Source organism: Bradyrhizobium sp. URHC0002 (assembly GCF_054059515.1).
In genome coordinates this window covers 1,327,098-1,344,756 of record NZ_JBSSCF010000001.1, presented here as the reverse complement: position 1 = coordinate 1,344,756, position 17,659 = coordinate 1,327,098, and the positions used below count along the sequence as shown (strand labels likewise).

Below are 17,659 nucleotides of genomic sequence, written 5' to 3'. Positions count from 1 at the left end.
AGGGCCCCCATGAGCATGCCAGCGATCGAACGTGTCATTCCCCTGGTCGGCCACCTGCCGGTCTCGATCCGCGACGCCCTGGCGCGGCGCCTGCGCGAACTCACGGGCCTCAGCCTGATCGCGCTGTCCGGCGTGGCGGCGGCGGCGTTGATGACGTGGTCGGTACAGGACCCGAGCCTGAGCCACGCGACGTCGCGTCCGATCCGCAACGTGCTCGGCTATCCCGGCGCGATCGGCGCCGATCTCCTGATGCAGATTCTCGGCCTCGGCGCGATCATGCTGATCCTCCCCGTCGCGGTGTGGGGCTGGCGCATGCTGACCCATCGCACCTTCGACCGCGAAGCGCTGCGTCTTGGATGCTGGATTCTCTGCGCGGTGCTCGCGGCAGGCTTTGCAAGCTGCTGGCCGCATGGCGGCGCGTGGGCGTTGCCGACCGGCCTTGGCGGCGTCGTCGGCGACGCGCTGGTGCGGGCGCCGGCCGTGGTATTCGGTCCGGCCGGCTTCACCTATCGTCTCGTGCTCGGCATCATCCTGTTCGCGGCGATGTGCACGGCCTTCCTGTTTGCCAGCGGCTGGGGATCGCGCCCGCGAGAGGAAGAACTCACGCCGATCGAGGACGATGACACGCCCTTCGTGGAAGAAGAGGACCGCAGTTCGGTTTCGCTCGGCTGGGTGTATCACGCGCTGATGAGCCTGAAGGCGCGGCTCGCCTGGCTGATGAGCGCGGCCTACCGATCGCTGGTATCGAGTTCGCCGCCGCCTCGCCGAGCCTCGTTCGAACGTCAGGAACCGACCCTCCGCGGTCGCGCTGCGCCGGCACTGGCCCCGCAGGACGAGGAGGACGAAGAAGAAGAAGAAGAGGAAGAGGAAGAGGAAGACGAGGAAGAAGAAGCTCCCGCGGCCCGCGCTTCGCGCAAGAAGGCCGCGCCGCGCGCACCGGCCCGCAAATCCGAAAAGTTCGAGCTGCCTTCCGTCTCGGTGCTGACGGCGCCCAAGGCGTCGGACCGGCAGCCGCTCAGCAAGTCTGAGCTGGAGGCCAATTCGCGCGCGCTGGAAGGTGTGCTCGGCGATTTCGGCGTCCGCGGCGAGATCGTCAAGGCCAATCCCGGTCCGGTCGTGACGCTTTACGAACTCGAACCGGCGCCCGGCATCAAATCCTCGCGCGTCATCGGCCTTGCCGACGATATCGCCCGCTCGATGAGCGCGCTCTCGGCCCGCGTCGCCGTGGTTGCCGGCCGCAACGCCATCGGCATCGAACTGCCGAATGTGCATCGCGAAAAGGTTTACTTGCGCGAATTGCTCACCGCGAAGGACGAGTCGCACGCGAAGCTGCCGCTCTGCCTCGGCAAGAACATCGGCGGCGAATCCATCATCATCGATCTCGCGCGCACGCCGCATATGCTGATCGCCGGCACCACCGGCTCCGGCAAATCGGTCGCAATCAACACCATGATCCTGAGCCTGGTCTACCGCTTGCGGCCGGATCAGTGCCGCCTGATCATGGTCGACCCAAAAATGCTCGAACTCTCCGTCTATGACGGCATCCCGCATCTGCTGACGCCCGTCGTGACCGATCCGAAGAAGGCGGTGGTCGCGCTGAAATGGGCCGTGCGCGAGATGGAAGAGCGCTACAAGAAAATGGCCAAGCTCGGCGTGCGCAACATCGACGGTTATAACCAGCGCCTCGTCGAAGCGAAGGGCAAGGGCGAAGACCTGACGCGCACGGTGCACACCGGCTTCGACAAGGAAACCGGCAAGGCGATCTACGAGGAAGAAAAGCTCGACCTCGATCCGCTGCCCTACATCGTCATCATCGTCGACGAAATGGCCGACCTGATGATGGTGGCCGGCAAGGATATCGAAGGCGCGGTGCAGCGCCTGGCGCAGATGGCGCGCGCCGCCGGCCTGCATGTCATTCTTGCCACGCAGCGTCCCTCGGTCGACGTCATCACCGGCACCATCAAGGCGAACTTCCCGACCCGTATCTCGTTTCAGGTCACCTCGAAAATCGACAGCCGCACCATCCTCGGCGAAATGGGCGCCGAGCAGCTGCTCGGCCAGGGCGACATGCTCTATATGGCCGGCGGCGGACGCATCAGCCGCGTGCATGGGCCGTTCGTCTCCGACGAGGAGGTCGAAAAGGTTGTGCGTCACCTCAAGACGCAGGGCCAGCCGGAATACCTGGAAGCGGTCACCGCCGAAGAGCCGACCGACGAGGACGGCGCGGTATTCGATTCCACCGGCATGGGCGGCGATGGCGGCGGCGACCTGTTCTCGCAGGCGGTTGCGATCGTCAAGCGCGACCGCAAGGCCTCGACTTCCTACATTCAGCGCCGGCTGCAAATCGGCTATAACCGCGCCGCGTCGTTGATGGAGCGGATGGAACTCGAAGGCATCGTCGGGCAGGCGAATCACGCCGGCAAGCGCGAAATTCTGGTCGAGGAGGAGGAGGGCGGCTTCTAGATGCCGGCGCTGAATGTGGATTCGCTGCAACGATTTTCACGGAAAAACGATATCTCCTTTGCTCGAAAGCACGATAAAATGGCTGGCAGCGGGACGCCTCGTTGAATAGAGATCCGAATACCTGATGACACATCAACCTACCCATCGCGGGCTGCGCGCCGGACTGGCCCTTTTGATCGCCACGTCCCTGGCAGGTTTCGCGTCGCCGGCTTTCTCGCAGACCGTGCCGACCCCGAAGCCCGCGCCGGTTCCGAAGCCTGCGCCCAAGGCCCGCGACGGCAGCGTGCAGATGAGCGCGCAGGACAAGTCGCCGACGACCACCGGCGCCACCCAGGCGCCGCCGAACCCGGTGATTCCCGACCCGCACCGCAATGTCCCGGCAAATGTTTTTGCCACCTTTGACGCCAACCAGAAGGCGCAGGCTGCCCGGGTGAGTTCCTATCTGTCTTCGCTGCAGACGCTGGTCGGAAATTTCGTCCAGGTCGCGTCGGACGGCAGCAAGACCAAGGGCGATTTCTACATCCAGAAGCCGGGCAAGCTGCGTTTCGAATACGATGCGCCCAGCCCGATCGCGATCATCGCCGACGGCTCGTCGCTGGCGGTGCGGGATACCAAGCTTGCGACCCAGGACATCTATCCGCTATCGCAAACGCCGCTGCGCTTCCTGCTGTCGGACCGGATCGATCTGTTGAAGGACACCAACGTCGTCAACGTCATGGCCGATGACGTCTACATCAGCGTAACCATCGAGGAGAAGCAGGCCCTGATCGGCACCAGCCGGCTAATGCTGATGGTCGGTGTCAAGGACGGCCAGCTCAAGCAATGGACGGTGACCGACCCGCAGGGCTACGACACCACGATTGCGGTCTACAATGTGGACTCGACCAAGAAGGTCGACCCCGGCCTCTTCAAGATCGACTTCACCAACTACACGACCCCCGCAAATTAGAGCGTTTTCGAGCGAAGTGGCTCCCGGTTCGCGTGAAGATAACGCGTCAAAACAGTAAGCTCTGAACGGCGCGCCTTCTCCATTCTTTCTGTGGAGAGACGAAAATCCGTGCCGGAAGCCGTGGTAATACACGGCCCTCATGCGGTTTTCCCTGACAACGTGGAATATCAATTCGGTGCGCCTGCGCATCGACATCGTCGCCAAATTCCTCAAATCGGCACGGCCGGACGTGCTGTGCCTGCAGGAAACAAAATGCATCGACGACGCTTTCCCGTTGAAGCGATTCAAGCGTCTCGGCTATGAGCATGTCGCACTGAACGGACAGAAGGGCTATCACGGCGTCGCCATCGTTTCGAAATTGCCGTTCGAGGCCACCGATATCAGAACCTTCTGCGACAAGATCGATTCGCGTCACATCTCGGTGGCGTTCGGCGAAAAGGCGCAGCTCGCAAAGCCGCTGGTGCTGCATAATTTCTACGTGCCGGCCGGCGGCGACATTCCCGATCCCGCGCTCAATCCGAAGTTCGATCACAAGCTGAAATTTCTCGACGAGATGAAGGCGTGCGAACCGCTGCATCCGCGCGGCGACGATCGCCACATCCTGGTCGGCGACCTCAATGTCGCGCCATATGAGAACGACGTGTGGTCGCACAAGCAGCTCCTGAAGGTCGTCTCGCACACGCCGATCGAATGCGAGAAGCTCCTGGCCGCGCAGGCCCATGGCGAATGGTTCGACGTCGCGCGCGAGCGGATCCCGCTTTCGGAAAAGGTCTATACCTGGTGGAGCTACCGCGCCGCCGACTGGACGGTGGGCGACCGTGGCCGGCGGCTCGACCACATCTGGGTCTCGCGCGCGCTGAAGGATGGGATCAGCGATTTCAAGATCACCCGCGACGCCCGCGGCTGGGAGCGCCCGTCCGACCACGTGCCGGTAACGGTGACGCTGGAAGTGTAGGGCATTCCACGCTCACTGACCCTCATCCTGAGGAGCGGCGTCTTCGCCGCGTCTCGAAGGATGCAGGCCCGTCTGTGGCCTCATGGTTCGAGACGGCGCTACGCGCCTCCTCACCATGAGGATCGTCAAATACTCAGCTTCGCGCCGGCCATCAAAATATCGCTGGCGAGCTGGCTGGTGCGGGTGGCGAGTTCGTCGCGCAGGCGGCGCGCCGCTGCCGGATCGCTTTCGAGCACGCGTTGAAACAGGCTGCGCGCTACCCGGATGACCGAGGAATGATCGAGCGCGACCGCGCTCGACGGCCGCTTCATGGCGACGATCAGCGCCAGTTCGCCGATCAGGGAGCCGGGGCCCGCAACGACTTCGGCGCCGCCGTCCTCGACGCGGATCGTGCCGCGCTGAACGATATAGCCCGCATCCGCCTCGTCGCCGGCGTTGAACAGATAATCGCCGGGCGAGAAATCGCGCTGCTCCGAGCCGATCGCCAGCATGCGCAGAGCCGCCGTTCCCAACAGGCGCAATGTCGGGACCCGCTCGAGCAGGGCTACATCATCTTCGATCGACATGGACCTGTGACCGGGATGCGCGAAAATTACGAAACGTGGCTGCGAATCGTATCACGGCACCAGCTTGTAGCCACCGGCTTCCGTCACCAGGATTTCCGGATTGGCGGCATCCTTCTCGATCTTCTGCCTGAGACGGTAGATATGGGTTTCCAGCGTGTGCGTGGTAACGCCTGAATTGTAACCCCAGACTTCCTGCAGCAACGTCTCGCGCGACACCGGCAACTGGCCGGCGCGATACAGGAAACGCAGGATCGCGGTTTCCTTCTCGGTCAGCCGCACTTTTCTGGCATTGGCGGCGGTCAGCATCTTGGAGCCGGGCCTGAAGCTGTAGGGGCCGACGGAAAACACCGCGTCCTCGCTGGCTTCGTGCTGGCGAAGCTGCGCCCTGATCCGGGCGAGCAGGACGGCGAACCGGAACGGCTTTGCGACGTAATCATTGGCGCCCGATTCGAGCCCCAAAATGGTATCCGAATCGGTATCGTGGCCGGTCAACATGATGATCGGCGCCTTGAAGCCACCCTTGCGGAGGCTGCGCACGACTTCCCTTCCATCGGTATCCGGCAAGCCGACATCCATCAGCACCAGATCGGGAGAATTGGCTTTGGCGGCGCTGGCGCCCTTGGCGCCGGTATCGACTGCGGAAGCTTCGAACTCTTCATGCAGCGATAATTGCTCGACCAGTGTGTCGCGCAGATCGGTGTCGTCATCCACGATCAGGATCTTGCGGGCATTGGGCATAGGATACGATCCTCTTGAGGGCAGGCGGCGGACACAGGTGGAAGCGTCTCAAGCCGGGTCTTGGTGTCGATGACAACCCCGATTCGCGCGCAAATTTTGCGAGCAAGCGAGATCGTCAGGTACTGATTCGCATCAGGTAAGAAATTGTTACAGATTCACAAGGCGAACCGCAGTCTATCCCAAATTTGAGGCGCGTTTGGAGGAATGTCCTGTAATGGCGTCAATAGCGCAATTGTCGCCGGACAGGCAACGGCAGGATTCGGGCGTCGGCATGGAAAGTAACGCCATTTCAATCACTTATCAGACAGCCGCGCGTGATCGGCCGCTGGCGGCAATCCGCGTCCACAGGGCTGCCGGCGACCCCCGCCGGGGTTGGCTGACGGCGGACGGCTGGACCGTGCCGGTGGCGCTGGGCCGCGGCGGTATCCTCGCCAACAAGCGGGAAGGCGACGGCGGCACCCCGAGGGGCACGTACCATCCGCTGCAATTGTGGTGGCGCGCCGACCGCCATCCTCGACCGCGGACCTATCTGCCGGTGCGGCCGATCCGGCCCGAGGACGCCTGGTGCGAGGACCCCCGGGACCGCCGTTACAATCAGCCCATCCGTCTGGTCCGCGACCAGCCCGGCGATCGGCTGACGCGCGAGGACCATCTTTACGATTTCATCGTCGAGATCGATCACAACGCCGGCCCACGGGTCGCCGGGCGCGGCAGCGCCGTATTCCTGCATCTGGCGCGTCCCAATTTCTCGCCGACGGCGGGGTGCGTTTCGATGACGAAATCCAGCATGCTGCGGCTGTTGCGGCGAATGAGCCCGCAGACGAAAATCACGATCGGCTGACGGGGAATCAAAACAATGCTCGACAACAACGCGATAACAGCCGCATCAAGGACGCTGCACGGCCATTGGCGCGCCGGCACCAAATTTTCCGGCCTCGACGAATCTCTGCGGCCGCGCGATCGCATCGAGGCCTATGCGATCCAGGCTGAAATCGAAAAATATTCCACTGAAAATCTGTTCGGCTGGAAGATCGCGGCCACCAGCGAGGCCGGACAAAGGCACATCAACGTCGACGGCCCGATGGCCGGGCGCATCCTCGCGGAGACCGTAATCCCCGATGGCGGAACGGCTTCGATGGCGGGCAACGAAATGCGCGTCGCCGAACCCGAATTCGCCTTTCGCATGCGCGTCGATCTGCCGGCGCGTCCCACGCCCTACACGATGCAGCAGGTCCTCGACGCAGTCGACACGCTGCATCCGGCCATCGAGATTCCGGATTCGCGGTTTGCCGATTTCGTCAGCGCCGGCGCCGCCCAGATCATTGCCGACAACGCCTGCGCCCATCTGTTCGTGCTCGGTCCGGCGACAAGTGCAGACTGGCGCTCGCGCGACCTCGTCGAGGAACGGCCTGTCATCACGATGCGCAGTCAGCAATTCACCGGTCACGGCAAGAACGTGCTCGGCGATCCCCGGATCGCACTGACCTGGCTCGCCAATGAACTGCGCCAGCTTGGCGTGACGTTGAAGGCGGGGCGCGTCGTCACCACCGGCACATGCCACGCCCCGCTGCCGATTCAATCGGGTGATTTTTGCGCGGCTGATTTCGGTGTGCTCGGAAAAGTGTCGGTGGGGTTCAGGTAGGCTCTCTCCCCGTCATTGCCTGCGACAAACGCGAAGCGTTTGCGCAAGGGAGCGAAGCGACGAAGCAATCCATCCTTTCTCTGCCGCGAGATGGATTGCTTCGCTTCGCTCGCAATGACGGGAGAGATCTTTACCGCGTCCCGAAAATCGCCGAGCCTACGCGCACATGCGTGGCGCCGAGCTGAATCGCTACCGCGAAATCGGCGCTCATGCCCATCGACAGGTTTTTCAGTCCGTTGCGCGCGGCGATCTTGGCCGTCAGCGCGAAATGCGGCGCCGGCGCCTCGTTGACCGGCGGGATGCACATCAAGCCGGAAATAACCAGACCGTATTTGTCGCGGCAGCTTGCGATGAAGGCATCGGCCTCACCGGGCGGGATACCGGCCTTCTGCGGCTCCTCGCCAGTGTTTATTTGAATGAACAATTCCGGCCGTTTGTTCTGGGAATTGATTTCCTTGGCTAACGCTTCGCAAATGCTGGGACGGTCGACTGAATGGATGGCGTCGAACAGCGCCACGGCTTCCTTTGCCTTGTTGGATTGCAGCGGCCCGATCAGATGCAACGCAATTCCGGGACAGGCCGACACCAGCGCCGGCCATTTCGCCTTGGCTTCCTGCACGCGATTTTCGCCGAAGACGCGCTGGCCAGCATAGATAACGGGCGAAATGGCTGCTGCTTCAAACGTTTTCGACACCGCGATCAGCGTCACCGATGCGCGCTCGCGGCGCGCTTCCTTGCACGCGCGGGCGATGTCCTGCTCCACCTGAGCCAGACCGTTTGGTAAAGACTTTGTTAGCGGCGTCGCCATCTCTCGCTTCATGTCCTGATTTCGGTCGGAAGTTTTACGGCATTTCCTCGAATTTTACCAAGTTCGGGAAAGGCTTTTTGAACCCTTCGCCGTACCTTGCTTTGTGGGGGGCAGGGATGTCTGGCGTTACTTTCAACCGCAATCGGGTCAAACTCAAGAAGCTTCTGGGAATCCGCGCGCGGCTTGCCATGCTGGCCGTGATGCTGGTGGCGCCCTTGATGCTGGACCGCGTCCGCTCGCTCGAAGACACCCGCGCCAAGCAGATCGCCATAGCTTCGGAAGAATACGCCAACATCACCCACCATAGCGCCCAGACCCAGCGCGAGGTGATCTCCTCCGTCGAGACGATGCTGAAATCCGCCGCCTATATCCGCGCTTCCAGCGGCATCGGGCGCAGTTGCGAAATCCTGCGCGCCAGCCTGCCCGCCAACCTGCCCTGGATCCGCAGCATCATGCTCGTGAGCAAGGAAGGCGTTGTGCAGTGTTCCACGCTGAACATTCAGGTCGGCATGAACATCGGCGATCGCGACTATTTCAGGAAGGCGCAGGAAACCCGCGATTTCGTCTTCAGCGACTACCTGTTCGGCAAGACCAACAACCGGCCGATCATGATGGCGGCCTATCCGGTCTCCGCGATCAATCCGGAGGAAGATTCGGTAGCGGTCGCCGGCATCAATCTCGACTGGCTGTCGAAGATCATGGCGAACTTCAGCGGACGGCCGGGCATTTCAGCGCTGCTGATCGATAGCACCGGCGTCGTGCTGGCGGCACCACCCGACCAGGCCAGCATGATCGGCCGGCCGCTCGACAACGTGCCGCTGCTGTCGGCCATCACCTACAAGGCGCTCAGCTCCAACTCCGATACGGGCTCGCTTTCCTTTGCCGCTACCGACGGCTCCAAGCGCACCATCAGTTTCGCGCGCATTCCGGGGACGCAATCGCGCCTGATCGTCAGCATCGACGAGGACAAGGTGACGACCGCGATCAATCGCGACATCCGCACCGCCTATCTGCAATTGGGATTCGTCTGCGTGTTCGTGCTGCTCGGCGCGCTGATCGGGGCGGAGAAGCTCATCATCAATCCGATCGAGCTCATGACCGGCATGGCCAGGCGGTTCGGCGAAGGCGACTGGTCGGCCCGCGTCGCGCGCAGCCGCCTGCCCTCCGAGTTCATGCCGCTGGCCCGCGCCTTCAACGCGATGGCCGCCCAACTCAGCCAGCGCGAGCGCGAACTGGTCGCCACCAATGACCGGCTCACCGTGATGGCCTCGATCGACATGCTGTCGGGCCTCGCCAACCGCCGCGGCTTCCAGAGCCGGCTCGATTTCGAATGGATGAAGGCGCAGCAACATCATAGCGAGTTGTCGCTGTTGATGATCGATGTCGACCACTTCAAGCTCTACAACGACACCTACGGCCACCCCGAAGGCGACGCCTGCCTCACCCGGATCGGCGAAGCATTGTCCGGCGTCGCCGCCGACACGATGGGCTTTGCCAGCCGTTATGGCGGCGAGGAATTCTGTCTCCTGCTGCCGAACACCAGCCCGCAGAGAGCGCTCGAAATCGGCGAAACCGTTCGCACGACCGTGCAAGGCCTCGGGCTGCCGCACATCACCTCCAGCCACTGCACCGTCACCGTCAGCGTCGGCGTGGCCGCGACGCTTCCGAGCGACACACAGACCCCCGGCGACCTGATCGAGGCTGCCGACGCCGCCCTTTACGCCGCCAAACACCGCGGCCGAAATACCGTGGTCGAGCACGGCTTTGCCAAGCCGGTGGACGAGGCCGGGATGGCGCTGGCGGGGTAAAGGCCGCCGATGACACGCACACTAAGCGTGCGGTGACCGGGTCGGATTAATCTAATCCTACGATCCGACATCGATGCCAACATCGTGCCACGCGTCCTTGATCGAGGACCATTCCTTGCTTTGCTTTCCAAACATTGCTTCCGCTTTCGCGAGGGTCGTGCGAGCGAACTTTCGAAAATCGTCGTCCGATTTGCTCGCAAGCAAAGCTTCGTACCAAACCTTGCCCGGCTTTTCCCACGCAAAACCACCGATTTTGGTGGCCGCAAGATAGAAAGCGTGATTCGGTATTCCCGAGTTGAGATGGGCTCCGCCAGAGTCTTCTTTCACATTTTTATAACCCGCCATGGTGCTCGGCTGCGGATCTTTACCGAGCAGCGGATCGTCATACGCCGTCCCTGGCGCTTTCAGCGAACGGAGCGCCACCCCCTTGATGTTTGGAGCAAGTATGCCGTCACCCATGAGCCAGTTAGCCTGATCCGCTGTCTGCCGGAGTTTCCATTGCTCCACCAGAGTGCCGAAGACATCGGAAATGTGATTACTCAAAGCGCCAGATTGCCCCTTATAAGCGAAAGCGGCGCTATGTTCCGTCACCCCGTGCATCAGTTCGGAAGCGGCAATCTTTAGATTTGAGAAGGTCTTGAATATCGCTCCGTCGCCGTCTCCGATGACGAGCCTCTGCCCATCCCAAAATGTGTTATTGTACAGTTTTCCGTAGCGGACCACGATCCTGACTTCGGTTCCTTTTCCATCGTAGGAATCCCGGCCGTACTCCGACTTCCAAAATCTAAGAACCGTGCCGACGTGTTCGTACATTTCATCGACGACCGCGTCTCCGGTGGCCGGATCACCCTCCGATCGCGCGAGGTTGCCAGGCAGCACGGTCAAATTTTTGGCATTGAACACTTTTCGCGATGCAGGCGATACCGCGACTTTTAGGATGACCTGACTAGAAATGAAGGTTCGCCGCTCCTCGAATTCCTTGAGAGTTTCCTCGGCCTTCGATGCGACTTGCTTCCGGTATTCGATCAACTCCGTATCAAGAGCTACCAGCTTTTTTTGGAGGGCCGAGATGTCGCCTTCAAACTTCGTCAAGATTCCCGACGCCTGTGATTGAACTTGTTTGGTCGCAATCTCCGTAATCGAATCAATACTATTCTTCACGTCTAAATATGTTTTGAAGCCCAGTACCGCCAACAGCGCTGCAACACCTCCGATCATCCATTTCCCTCGATCGATGATGCTCTGCGTGGCATTGTTGGCTGTTTCAATGGTGATTAGTTTCTGAAGGCGCTCCACTGAAAGTTTGTCGAGCAATTCGTCGGGCGTGGGATCACGCTCTGTTGGCATCGGAGATTTGGTCATTCTTTTATCTCGCTCTTGCGCATCGGAAATGTGCTTATTCAAAGCACCCGATTGTCCCTCATAAGCGAAAGCAGCGCTATGTTGCGTCACCCCGTGCATCGGTTCGGAAGCGGCAACCTTTAGATTTGAGAAGGTCTTGAATATCGCTCCGTCTCCGATGACGAGCCTCTTCCCATCCCAAAGTGTATTATTGTACAGTTGTCCGTAGCGGACCACGACCCTGACTTCGGCGCCTTTTCCGTCGTAGGAATCCCGGCCGTACTCCGACTTCCAAAATCTGAGAACCGTGCCGACGTGTTCGTACATTTCATCGACGACCGCGTCTCCGGTGGGCGGATCGCCCTCCGATCGCGCGAGGTTACCAGGCAGCGCGGTGGTATTTTTGGCGTTGAACACTTTTCGCGATGCGGGCGATATTGTGATTCTTAGAGTGACTTGACTGGAAATGAAGGTTCGCCGTTCCTCGAATTCCTTGAGAGTTTGCTCGGCCTTCGATGCGACTTGCTTCCGGTATTCGGTCAACTCCGTATCAAGAACCTGTTTGGTAGCTACCTCAGTCATCGACTGGACGCTTTTCTTCACGTCCAAATATGTTGAGATGCCCAGCACCGCCAACAGCGCTGCAACACCTCCGATCATCCATTTCCCTCGATCGATGATGCTCAGCGTGGCACTGTTGGCCGTTTCAATGGTGATCAGTTTCTGAAGGCGCTCCAATGAAAGTTTGTCGAGCAATTCGTCCGCCGAGGGATCACGCCCGGTTGGCATCGGAGAATTGGTCATTCTCTTATCTCGCTCTTGCGCAGTCGATCACCGGCCGGAATTGCAACAAGGCTTGACGTCCAGAACCATATTCTACTGAAAATACACCGCACAGAAAACATCGTCTTGGGCGTGCCCGGTTCCGGGCAAACAAGCCTTACGGGACGGCTGACGCCCACCCGAGATGTCGCGCCAGATCGTTCCCTCCCCAACCCGTTGACCCCGCAACCGCTTTTGTGGCCTAGTCCGCCGTCCTCTGGACGGACCCGAATCCACAAAAGCCCAGCGATTCCATGACCTCCGAACGTTACAACGCCCGTGATTCCGAGCCGCGCTGGCAACGCCAGTGGGACGAAAAGGCGATCTTCGCCTCGAAAAACGACGATCCGCGGCCGAAATATTACGTGCTCGAGATGTTCCCCTACCCGTCCGGGCGCATCCATATCGGGCATGTCCGCAATTACACTCTGGGCGACGTGCTGGCGCGGTTCATGCGCGCCAAGGGGTTCAACGTCCTGCACCCGATGGGCTGGGACGCGTTCGGCCTGCCGGCCGAGAATGCCGCGATCGAGCGCAAGGTCGCGCCGAAAGCCTGGACCTACGACAACATCGCCGCGATGAAGAAGCAGTTGCGGTCGATCGGCCTGTCGCTGGACTGGTCCCGCGAATTCGCGACCTGCGACCCCAGCTACTACAAGCATCAGCAGAAGATGTTCCTGGACATGCTGCGCGCGGGCCTCGCCGAGCGTGAGAAGCGCAAGCTCAACTGGGATCCGGTCGACATGACCGTGCTCGCCAACGAGCAGGTAATCGACGGCCGCGGCTGGCGCTCGGGCGCGATCGTCGAGCAGCGCGAAATGAGCCAGTGGGTCTTCAAGATCACGAAGTACTCGCAGGAACTGCTGGATGCGCTTGATAGCCTGGACCGCTGGCCCGACAAGGTCCGGCTGATGCAGCGCAACTGGATCGGCCGCTCCGAAGGCTTGCTGTTGCGCTTCGCGCTCGATCCGGCCACGACGCCATCAGGCGAATCCGAGCTGAAGATTTTCACGACGCGGCCCGACACGCTGTTCGGCGCAAAATTCATGGCGATCGCGGCCGACCATCCGCTGGCGATCGCGGCGGCTGCGAAGAATCCGAAGCTTGCCGAATTCATCGCGGACGTGAAAAAGATCGGCACCGCGCAGGAAATTATCGACACCGCCGAGAAGCAGGGTTTTGACACCGGCATCAAGGCGGTTCATCCGTTCGATCCGAGCTGGAAGCTGCCGGTTTACGTGGCGAATTTCGTGCTGATGGAATACGGCACCGGCGCGATCTTCGGCTGCCCGGCGCACGACCAGCGCGACCTCGATTTCGTCAACAAGTACAATCTCGGCAACGTCCCGGTGGTCTGCCCCGAGGGCCAGGACCCGACGACGTTTGTCATTACCGACACCGCCTATGACGGCGACGGCCGCATGATCAATTCCCGCTTCCTCGATGGCATGACCATCGAAGAGGCCAAGGAAGAGATCGCAAAACGGCTGGAAAATGAGACGCGCGGCAACGCGCCGGTCGGCGAGCGGCAGGTGAACTTCCGCCTGCGCGACTGGGGCATTTCACGCCAGCGCTACTGGGGCTGCCCGATCCCGGTGATCCACTGCCCGAAATGCGATGTGGTGCCGGTGCCCGACGACCAGTTGCCGGTGGTGCTGCCGGAGGACGCCACCTTCGACAAGCCCGGCAACGCGCTCGACCACCATCCTACCTGGAAGCACGTCACCTGCCCGAAATGCGGCGGCAAGGCCCAGCGCGAAACCGACACCATGGACACCTTCGTGGATTCGTCCTGGTACTTTGCGCGCTTTACCGACCCCTGGAATGAGAAAGCGGCGACCACGCCTGATGTGGCGAACCGGATGATGCCGGTCGACCAGTATATCGGCGGTGTCGAGCACGCGATCCTGCATCTGCTCTACAGCCGCTTCTTCACCCGCGCGATGAAGGCGACCGGCCATATCGGCATGGACGAGCCGTTCGCCGGCATGTTCACGCAGGGCATGGTGGTGCACGAGACCTATCAAAAGGCGGACGGCTCTTACGTCACGCCGGCCGAGGTGAAGGTCGAAGCCGGCGGCAACGGCAAGCGCGCCATTCTGCTGGCAACCGGCGAGGACATCACGATCGGCCCGATCGAGAAGATGTCGAAGTCGAAGAAAAACACCGTCGACCCCGACGACATCATCGCGACTTATGGCGCCGACGTCGCGCGCTGGTTCATGCTGTCGGACTCCCCGCCCGACCGCGACGTGATCTGGAGCGACGAGCGCGTCCAGGGCGCCTCGCGTTTCGTGCAGCGGCTGTGGCGGCTGGTGAACGAATCGGCCGAGATCGCCAAAATGGCCCCGGCCGGCCGGCCGGCCTCGTTCGGCGCCGACGCGCTCGGCTTGCGCAAGGCCGCCCATGGCGCGCTGGACAAGGTGTCATCAGGGATCGAGCGGCTGCATTTCAACGTCTGCCTCGCCCATATCCGGGAATTCGCCAACGCCCTGGCCGAGGTGCTGGCCAAAGGCGGCCAGCCGTCGCCCGACGTCGCCTGGGCGGTCCGGGAGGCCGCCGTCATCCTTGTTCAATTGGTTTCCCCCATGATGCCGCATCTGGCCGAGGAGTGCTGGCAGGTCCTGGGGCAGTCCGGGTTGATTTCGGAGGCCAACTGGCCCCAAATCGAACGCGATTTGCTGGTTGAAGACACGGTGACGCTGGTGGTCCAGGTCAACGGCAAGAAACGGGGTGATGTTACCGTGCCACGGGTCGCCCAAAATCGGGAAATTGAGGCTGCCGTTTTGGCGCTCGATGCGGTAAAACTCGCTCTCGGCGGCAAGGCCGTCCGCAAGGTAATCGTAGTTCCCATGAGGATCGTGAATGTCGTTGGCTAGGACCCGGATCGCCGTCCGGCTCATCGCCGTCGCCGCCCTGGCGGCGCTCACGGCCGGCTGTTTTCAGCCGATGTATGCCGAACGTAATGACGGCAATCCCGGCCTGCGCGAAAAGCTGATGGGCGTGGAAATCCCGCCCGTCGACAAGCCAAACGCGTCCCGCGAAGCGAGGATCCAGGTGGAGATCCGCAACGCGCTGGCGTTCAAGCTCTACGGCAACGCCACCGGCATGCCGCCGACCCATAAGTTGGTGCTGCGCTTCGGCAGCTCGCGTTCCTCGCTGATGCTCGACCCGAACACCGCTTTGCCGTCGAGCGAAAACTACGGCATCGACGCGCAGTACAATCTGATCGACCTTGCGACCAACAAATCCGTCATGACCGGGACGACCTTCTCCCGCGTGTCGTACGACATTCCGGGCAATCTGCAACGCTTCGCCCGCGCCCGCGCCTTCCGCGACGCCGAGGATCGTGCCGCCAACGAGATTGCGGAAAACATTCAGACCCGGCTGGCGTCGTTCTTCTACGCCGGCACCTGACCCCGTTGGTCGCGCTCCGCGGAAAAGAAATCGACGCTTTTCTCGCCCGGCCCGATTCTGGCCGCCCCATCATCCTGCTTTACGGCCCGGATGCCGGCCTGGTCCGCGAGCGCGCCGACGCGCTGATCGCCTCCGCCGTCGACGACCCCAACGATCCCTTCTCGCTGGTACGATTGGACGGCGACGAACTGTCGGCCGAGCCGTCGCGGCTGGTCGACGAGGCTATGACGATACCGATGTTCGGCGGCCGCCGCGCCATTCGCGTGCGCGCCGGCTCCCGCAGTTTCGCTGGCGGAGTCGACACGCTGGCCGATATGCCCTTGAAAGATTGCCGCATCGTGATCGAGGCCGGCGAGCTGCGGCCGGAATCGCCGCTGCGCAAGGCCTGCGAGCGGGCCAAGACCGCGGTCGCCATCGCCTGCTATCCCGATACCGAACGCGACCTTGCCCGATTGATCGACGAGGAATTGCGGATTTCCAATCTGCGCATCGCCGCTGACGCGCGCGCCGTGCTGATGTCACTGCTCGGCGGCGACCGCCAGGCCTCGCGCAACGAGCTTCGCAAGCTGGCGCTCTATTCCCACGGCAAGGGCGAGATCGCGCTCGACGATGTCATGACCGTCGTCTCCGACGCGTCCGAGCTGAAGCTGGACCCGATCGTGGATGGCGCCTTTGCCGGCAAGCCGGAGCTGGTCGAAAGCGAGTTTGCCAAGGCGATGGTCGCCGGCACCTATCCCGGCGTCATCATCTCCGCCGCACAGCGCCAGGCGGCATGGCTGCACAAATCGGCGCTTGCGGTGGCCGACGGCACGCCGATCTCGACCTTGCTCGAAAGCGGATATCCGCGCCTGCATTTCTCACGCAAGGGCGTCGTCGAAATCGCGCTGCGAAATTTCAGCGTGGCGCGGCTGGCCGCCATCATCGATCAGCTCGGAACCGCCGCGCTCGACATGCGCAAACAGGCATCGCTGGCGTCGGCGATCGCGCAGCGCACGTTGCTCTCGATCGCGGTGAATGCGAAGCGGCGGGGGTAGCTCTTCTCCCTCGCCTGCTCTCCCTTCGCCGTGCGGCTGACGTGCCGGTGCGCGGAGCGCGTCGGATACAAAATCGCGAAAACAACCCCATGCAAAGTAGGCGCGCCCCCGTCAGCCGCCCTTCGCCAAACGCCGCATCACCTCGTCGAGCTGTTCGAGGTTGCGATAGCTGATCTGGACGGAACCGCCGGGGTCGCGGTGGCTGACGGTCACGGCAAGACCGAGCGCATCGCTGACGCGCTTCTCCAGCGCAATCGTGTCGGGATCTTTTGTCTTACCGCCGCCGCCGCCGGCGGCCCGCGCCTTTTGCGGCTTGCGTTCCGGAACGCCCTCTTCATGCGCCAGCGCCTCGGTCTGGCGTACGTTGAGACCCTCCTCGACGATGCGTTTCGCCGCGGCCAGCGGATCGGGCACGCCGATCAGGGCGCGGGCGTGGCCTGCCGTCAATTGGCCGTTGGCGATAAAAGCCTGCACCTCCGCCGGCAGCTTCGTCAGCCGCATCATGTTGGCGACGTGGCTGCGGCTTTTGCCGACTTCCTTGGCGATGTCTTCCTGGCTGCGTTTGAATTCATCGGCCAGCGCGTGATAGCCCTGCGCCTCTTCCATCGCATTGAGGTCTTCGCGCTGCACGTTCTCGATGATCATGATCTCGAGCGCGTCAGAGTCGCTGACTTCGATCGGGACGATCGGCACCTCATGGAGGCTGGCGAGTTGCGCGGCACGCCAGCGCCTCTCGCCCGCGATGATTTCGAAGCGATCCTGCGACCCCTTTACCGGCCGAACCACGATCGGCTGGATCACGCCATGCTGCTTGACGGAGGCCGCGAGCTCGCCGAGCTCGGCATCGGAAAAGGTCCGGCGCGGGTTGCGCGGATTCGGTTTCAGGAACTCGATCGGCACCTTGCGCTGATTGCGCGGCCGGTCGACATGTGCGGCCTCGCCGCCGACATCCCCGATCAGACTTGCAAGACCGCGGCCCAGTCGTGAACGCGTTTCGTCGGCCATCGCCGCCAACTCCCTAGGATTCACTTACGCTACTCCGGAACAGAATTCGGTTGACCGCAGGGTGGGCAAAGCGAAGCGCGCCCACCGATTTTCGCGACAGGCAATGGTGGG

14 protein-coding genes are annotated in these 17,659 nt (G+C 62.0%); 9 read left to right on the top strand and 5 right to left on the bottom strand.

What is annotated here, in order from left to right:
• The first annotated feature begins 9 nt into the window (after positions 1–9).
• From ACVWVY_RS06420 to ACVWVY_RS06410, 3 genes are all read left to right on the top strand, one after another.
• Positions 10–2,463, top strand: a complete 2,454-nt coding sequence (locus tag ACVWVY_RS06420) for a DNA translocase FtsK (protein WP_456625584.1) — start codon at positions 10–12, stop codon at positions 2,461–2,463.
• Between the two features lie 124 nt (positions 2,464–2,587).
• Positions 2,588–3,412: an outer membrane lipoprotein carrier protein LolA gene (locus ACVWVY_RS06415; protein ID WP_456625583.1), complete on the top strand. Its 825-nt coding sequence runs from the start codon at positions 2,588–2,590 to the stop codon at positions 3,410–3,412.
• 139 nt (positions 3,413–3,551) lie between these two features.
• Positions 3,552–4,367: an exodeoxyribonuclease III gene (locus ACVWVY_RS06410; RefSeq protein WP_456625582.1), complete on the top strand. Its 816-nt coding sequence runs from the start codon at positions 3,552–3,554 to the stop codon at positions 4,365–4,367.
• A gap of 125 nt (positions 4,368–4,492) precedes the next feature.
• Here the strand turns inward: ACVWVY_RS06410 and ACVWVY_RS06405 are convergent, their stop codons facing one another.
• The gene (locus ACVWVY_RS06405; RefSeq protein WP_456625581.1) at positions 4,493–4,933 is read right to left on the bottom strand and encodes a cyclic nucleotide-binding domain-containing protein; all 441 of its coding nucleotides are present in this window, start codon (positions 4,931–4,933) and stop codon (positions 4,493–4,495) included.
• Between the two features lie 51 nt (positions 4,934–4,984).
• On the bottom strand, positions 4,985–5,671 hold the full coding sequence (locus ACVWVY_RS06400) for a response regulator transcription factor (RefSeq protein ID WP_028348340.1): 687 nt from the start codon (positions 5,669–5,671) through the stop codon (positions 4,985–4,987).
• A gap of 271 nt (positions 5,672–5,942) precedes the next feature.
• Here ACVWVY_RS06400 and ACVWVY_RS06395 point away from each other — a divergent pair, with 271 nt between their 5' ends.
• Positions 5,943–6,512, top strand: coding sequence for a L,D-transpeptidase family protein (locus tag ACVWVY_RS06395; protein WP_456632119.1), 570 nt, complete (start codon positions 5,943–5,945; stop codon positions 6,510–6,512).
• A gap of 15 nt (positions 6,513–6,527) precedes the next feature.
• Positions 6,528–7,313 carry a 2-keto-4-pentenoate hydratase gene (locus ACVWVY_RS06390; RefSeq protein ID WP_456625580.1) on the top strand — a complete coding sequence of 262 codons (786 nt, stop codon included), beginning with the start codon at positions 6,528–6,530 and terminating at the stop codon, positions 7,311–7,313.
• A 130-nt stretch (positions 7,314–7,443) separates the two neighbouring features.
• Here the strand turns inward: ACVWVY_RS06390 and ACVWVY_RS06385 are convergent, their stop codons facing one another.
• Complete coding sequence (locus ACVWVY_RS06385; RefSeq protein WP_456625579.1) at positions 7,444–8,133, bottom strand: YggS family pyridoxal phosphate-dependent enzyme; 690 nt, start codon at positions 8,131–8,133, stop codon at positions 7,444–7,446.
• 104 nt (positions 8,134–8,237) lie between these two features.
• Here ACVWVY_RS06385 and ACVWVY_RS06380 point away from each other — a divergent pair, with 104 nt between their 5' ends.
• Positions 8,238–9,929: a diguanylate cyclase domain-containing protein gene (locus ACVWVY_RS06380; protein ID WP_456625578.1), complete on the top strand. Its 1,692-nt coding sequence runs from the start codon at positions 8,238–8,240 to the stop codon at positions 9,927–9,929.
• 57 nt (positions 9,930–9,986) lie between these two features.
• Here ACVWVY_RS06380 and ACVWVY_RS06375 read toward each other — a convergent pair whose 3' ends face one another.
• Positions 9,987–12,074 carry a M4 family metallopeptidase gene (locus ACVWVY_RS06375; RefSeq protein WP_456625577.1) on the bottom strand — a complete coding sequence of 696 codons (2,088 nt, stop codon included), beginning with the start codon at positions 12,072–12,074 and terminating at the stop codon, positions 9,987–9,989.
• Between the two features lie 272 nt (positions 12,075–12,346).
• Here ACVWVY_RS06375 and leuS point away from each other — a divergent pair, with 272 nt between their 5' ends.
• From leuS to holA, 3 genes are read left to right on the top strand one after another with little or no spacing between them, the layout of a single operon-like run.
• The gene (gene leuS / locus ACVWVY_RS06370; protein ID WP_456625576.1) at positions 12,347–14,971 is read left to right on the top strand and encodes a leucine--tRNA ligase; all 2,625 of its coding nucleotides are present in this window, start codon (positions 12,347–12,349) and stop codon (positions 14,969–14,971) included.
• Positions 14,958–15,509 (top strand): LPS assembly lipoprotein LptE, encoded by a 552-nt coding sequence (gene lptE, locus ACVWVY_RS06365; protein WP_456625575.1) that lies wholly within the window; start codon positions 14,958–14,960, stop codon positions 15,507–15,509. Before leuS ends, lptE begins: the two co-directional genes overlap by 14 nt.
• Positions 15,510–15,514: 5 nt before the next feature.
• Positions 15,515–16,543, top strand: coding sequence for a DNA polymerase III subunit delta (gene holA, locus ACVWVY_RS06360; RefSeq protein ID WP_456625574.1), 1,029 nt, complete (start codon positions 15,515–15,517; stop codon positions 16,541–16,543).
• A 111-nt stretch (positions 16,544–16,654) separates the two neighbouring features.
• Here the strand turns inward: holA and ACVWVY_RS06355 are convergent, their stop codons facing one another.
• The gene (locus tag ACVWVY_RS06355; RefSeq protein WP_456625573.1) at positions 16,655–17,548 is read right to left on the bottom strand and encodes a ParB/RepB/Spo0J family partition protein; all 894 of its coding nucleotides are present in this window, start codon (positions 17,546–17,548) and stop codon (positions 16,655–16,657) included.
• Positions 17,549–17,659: the final 111 nt, after the last annotated feature.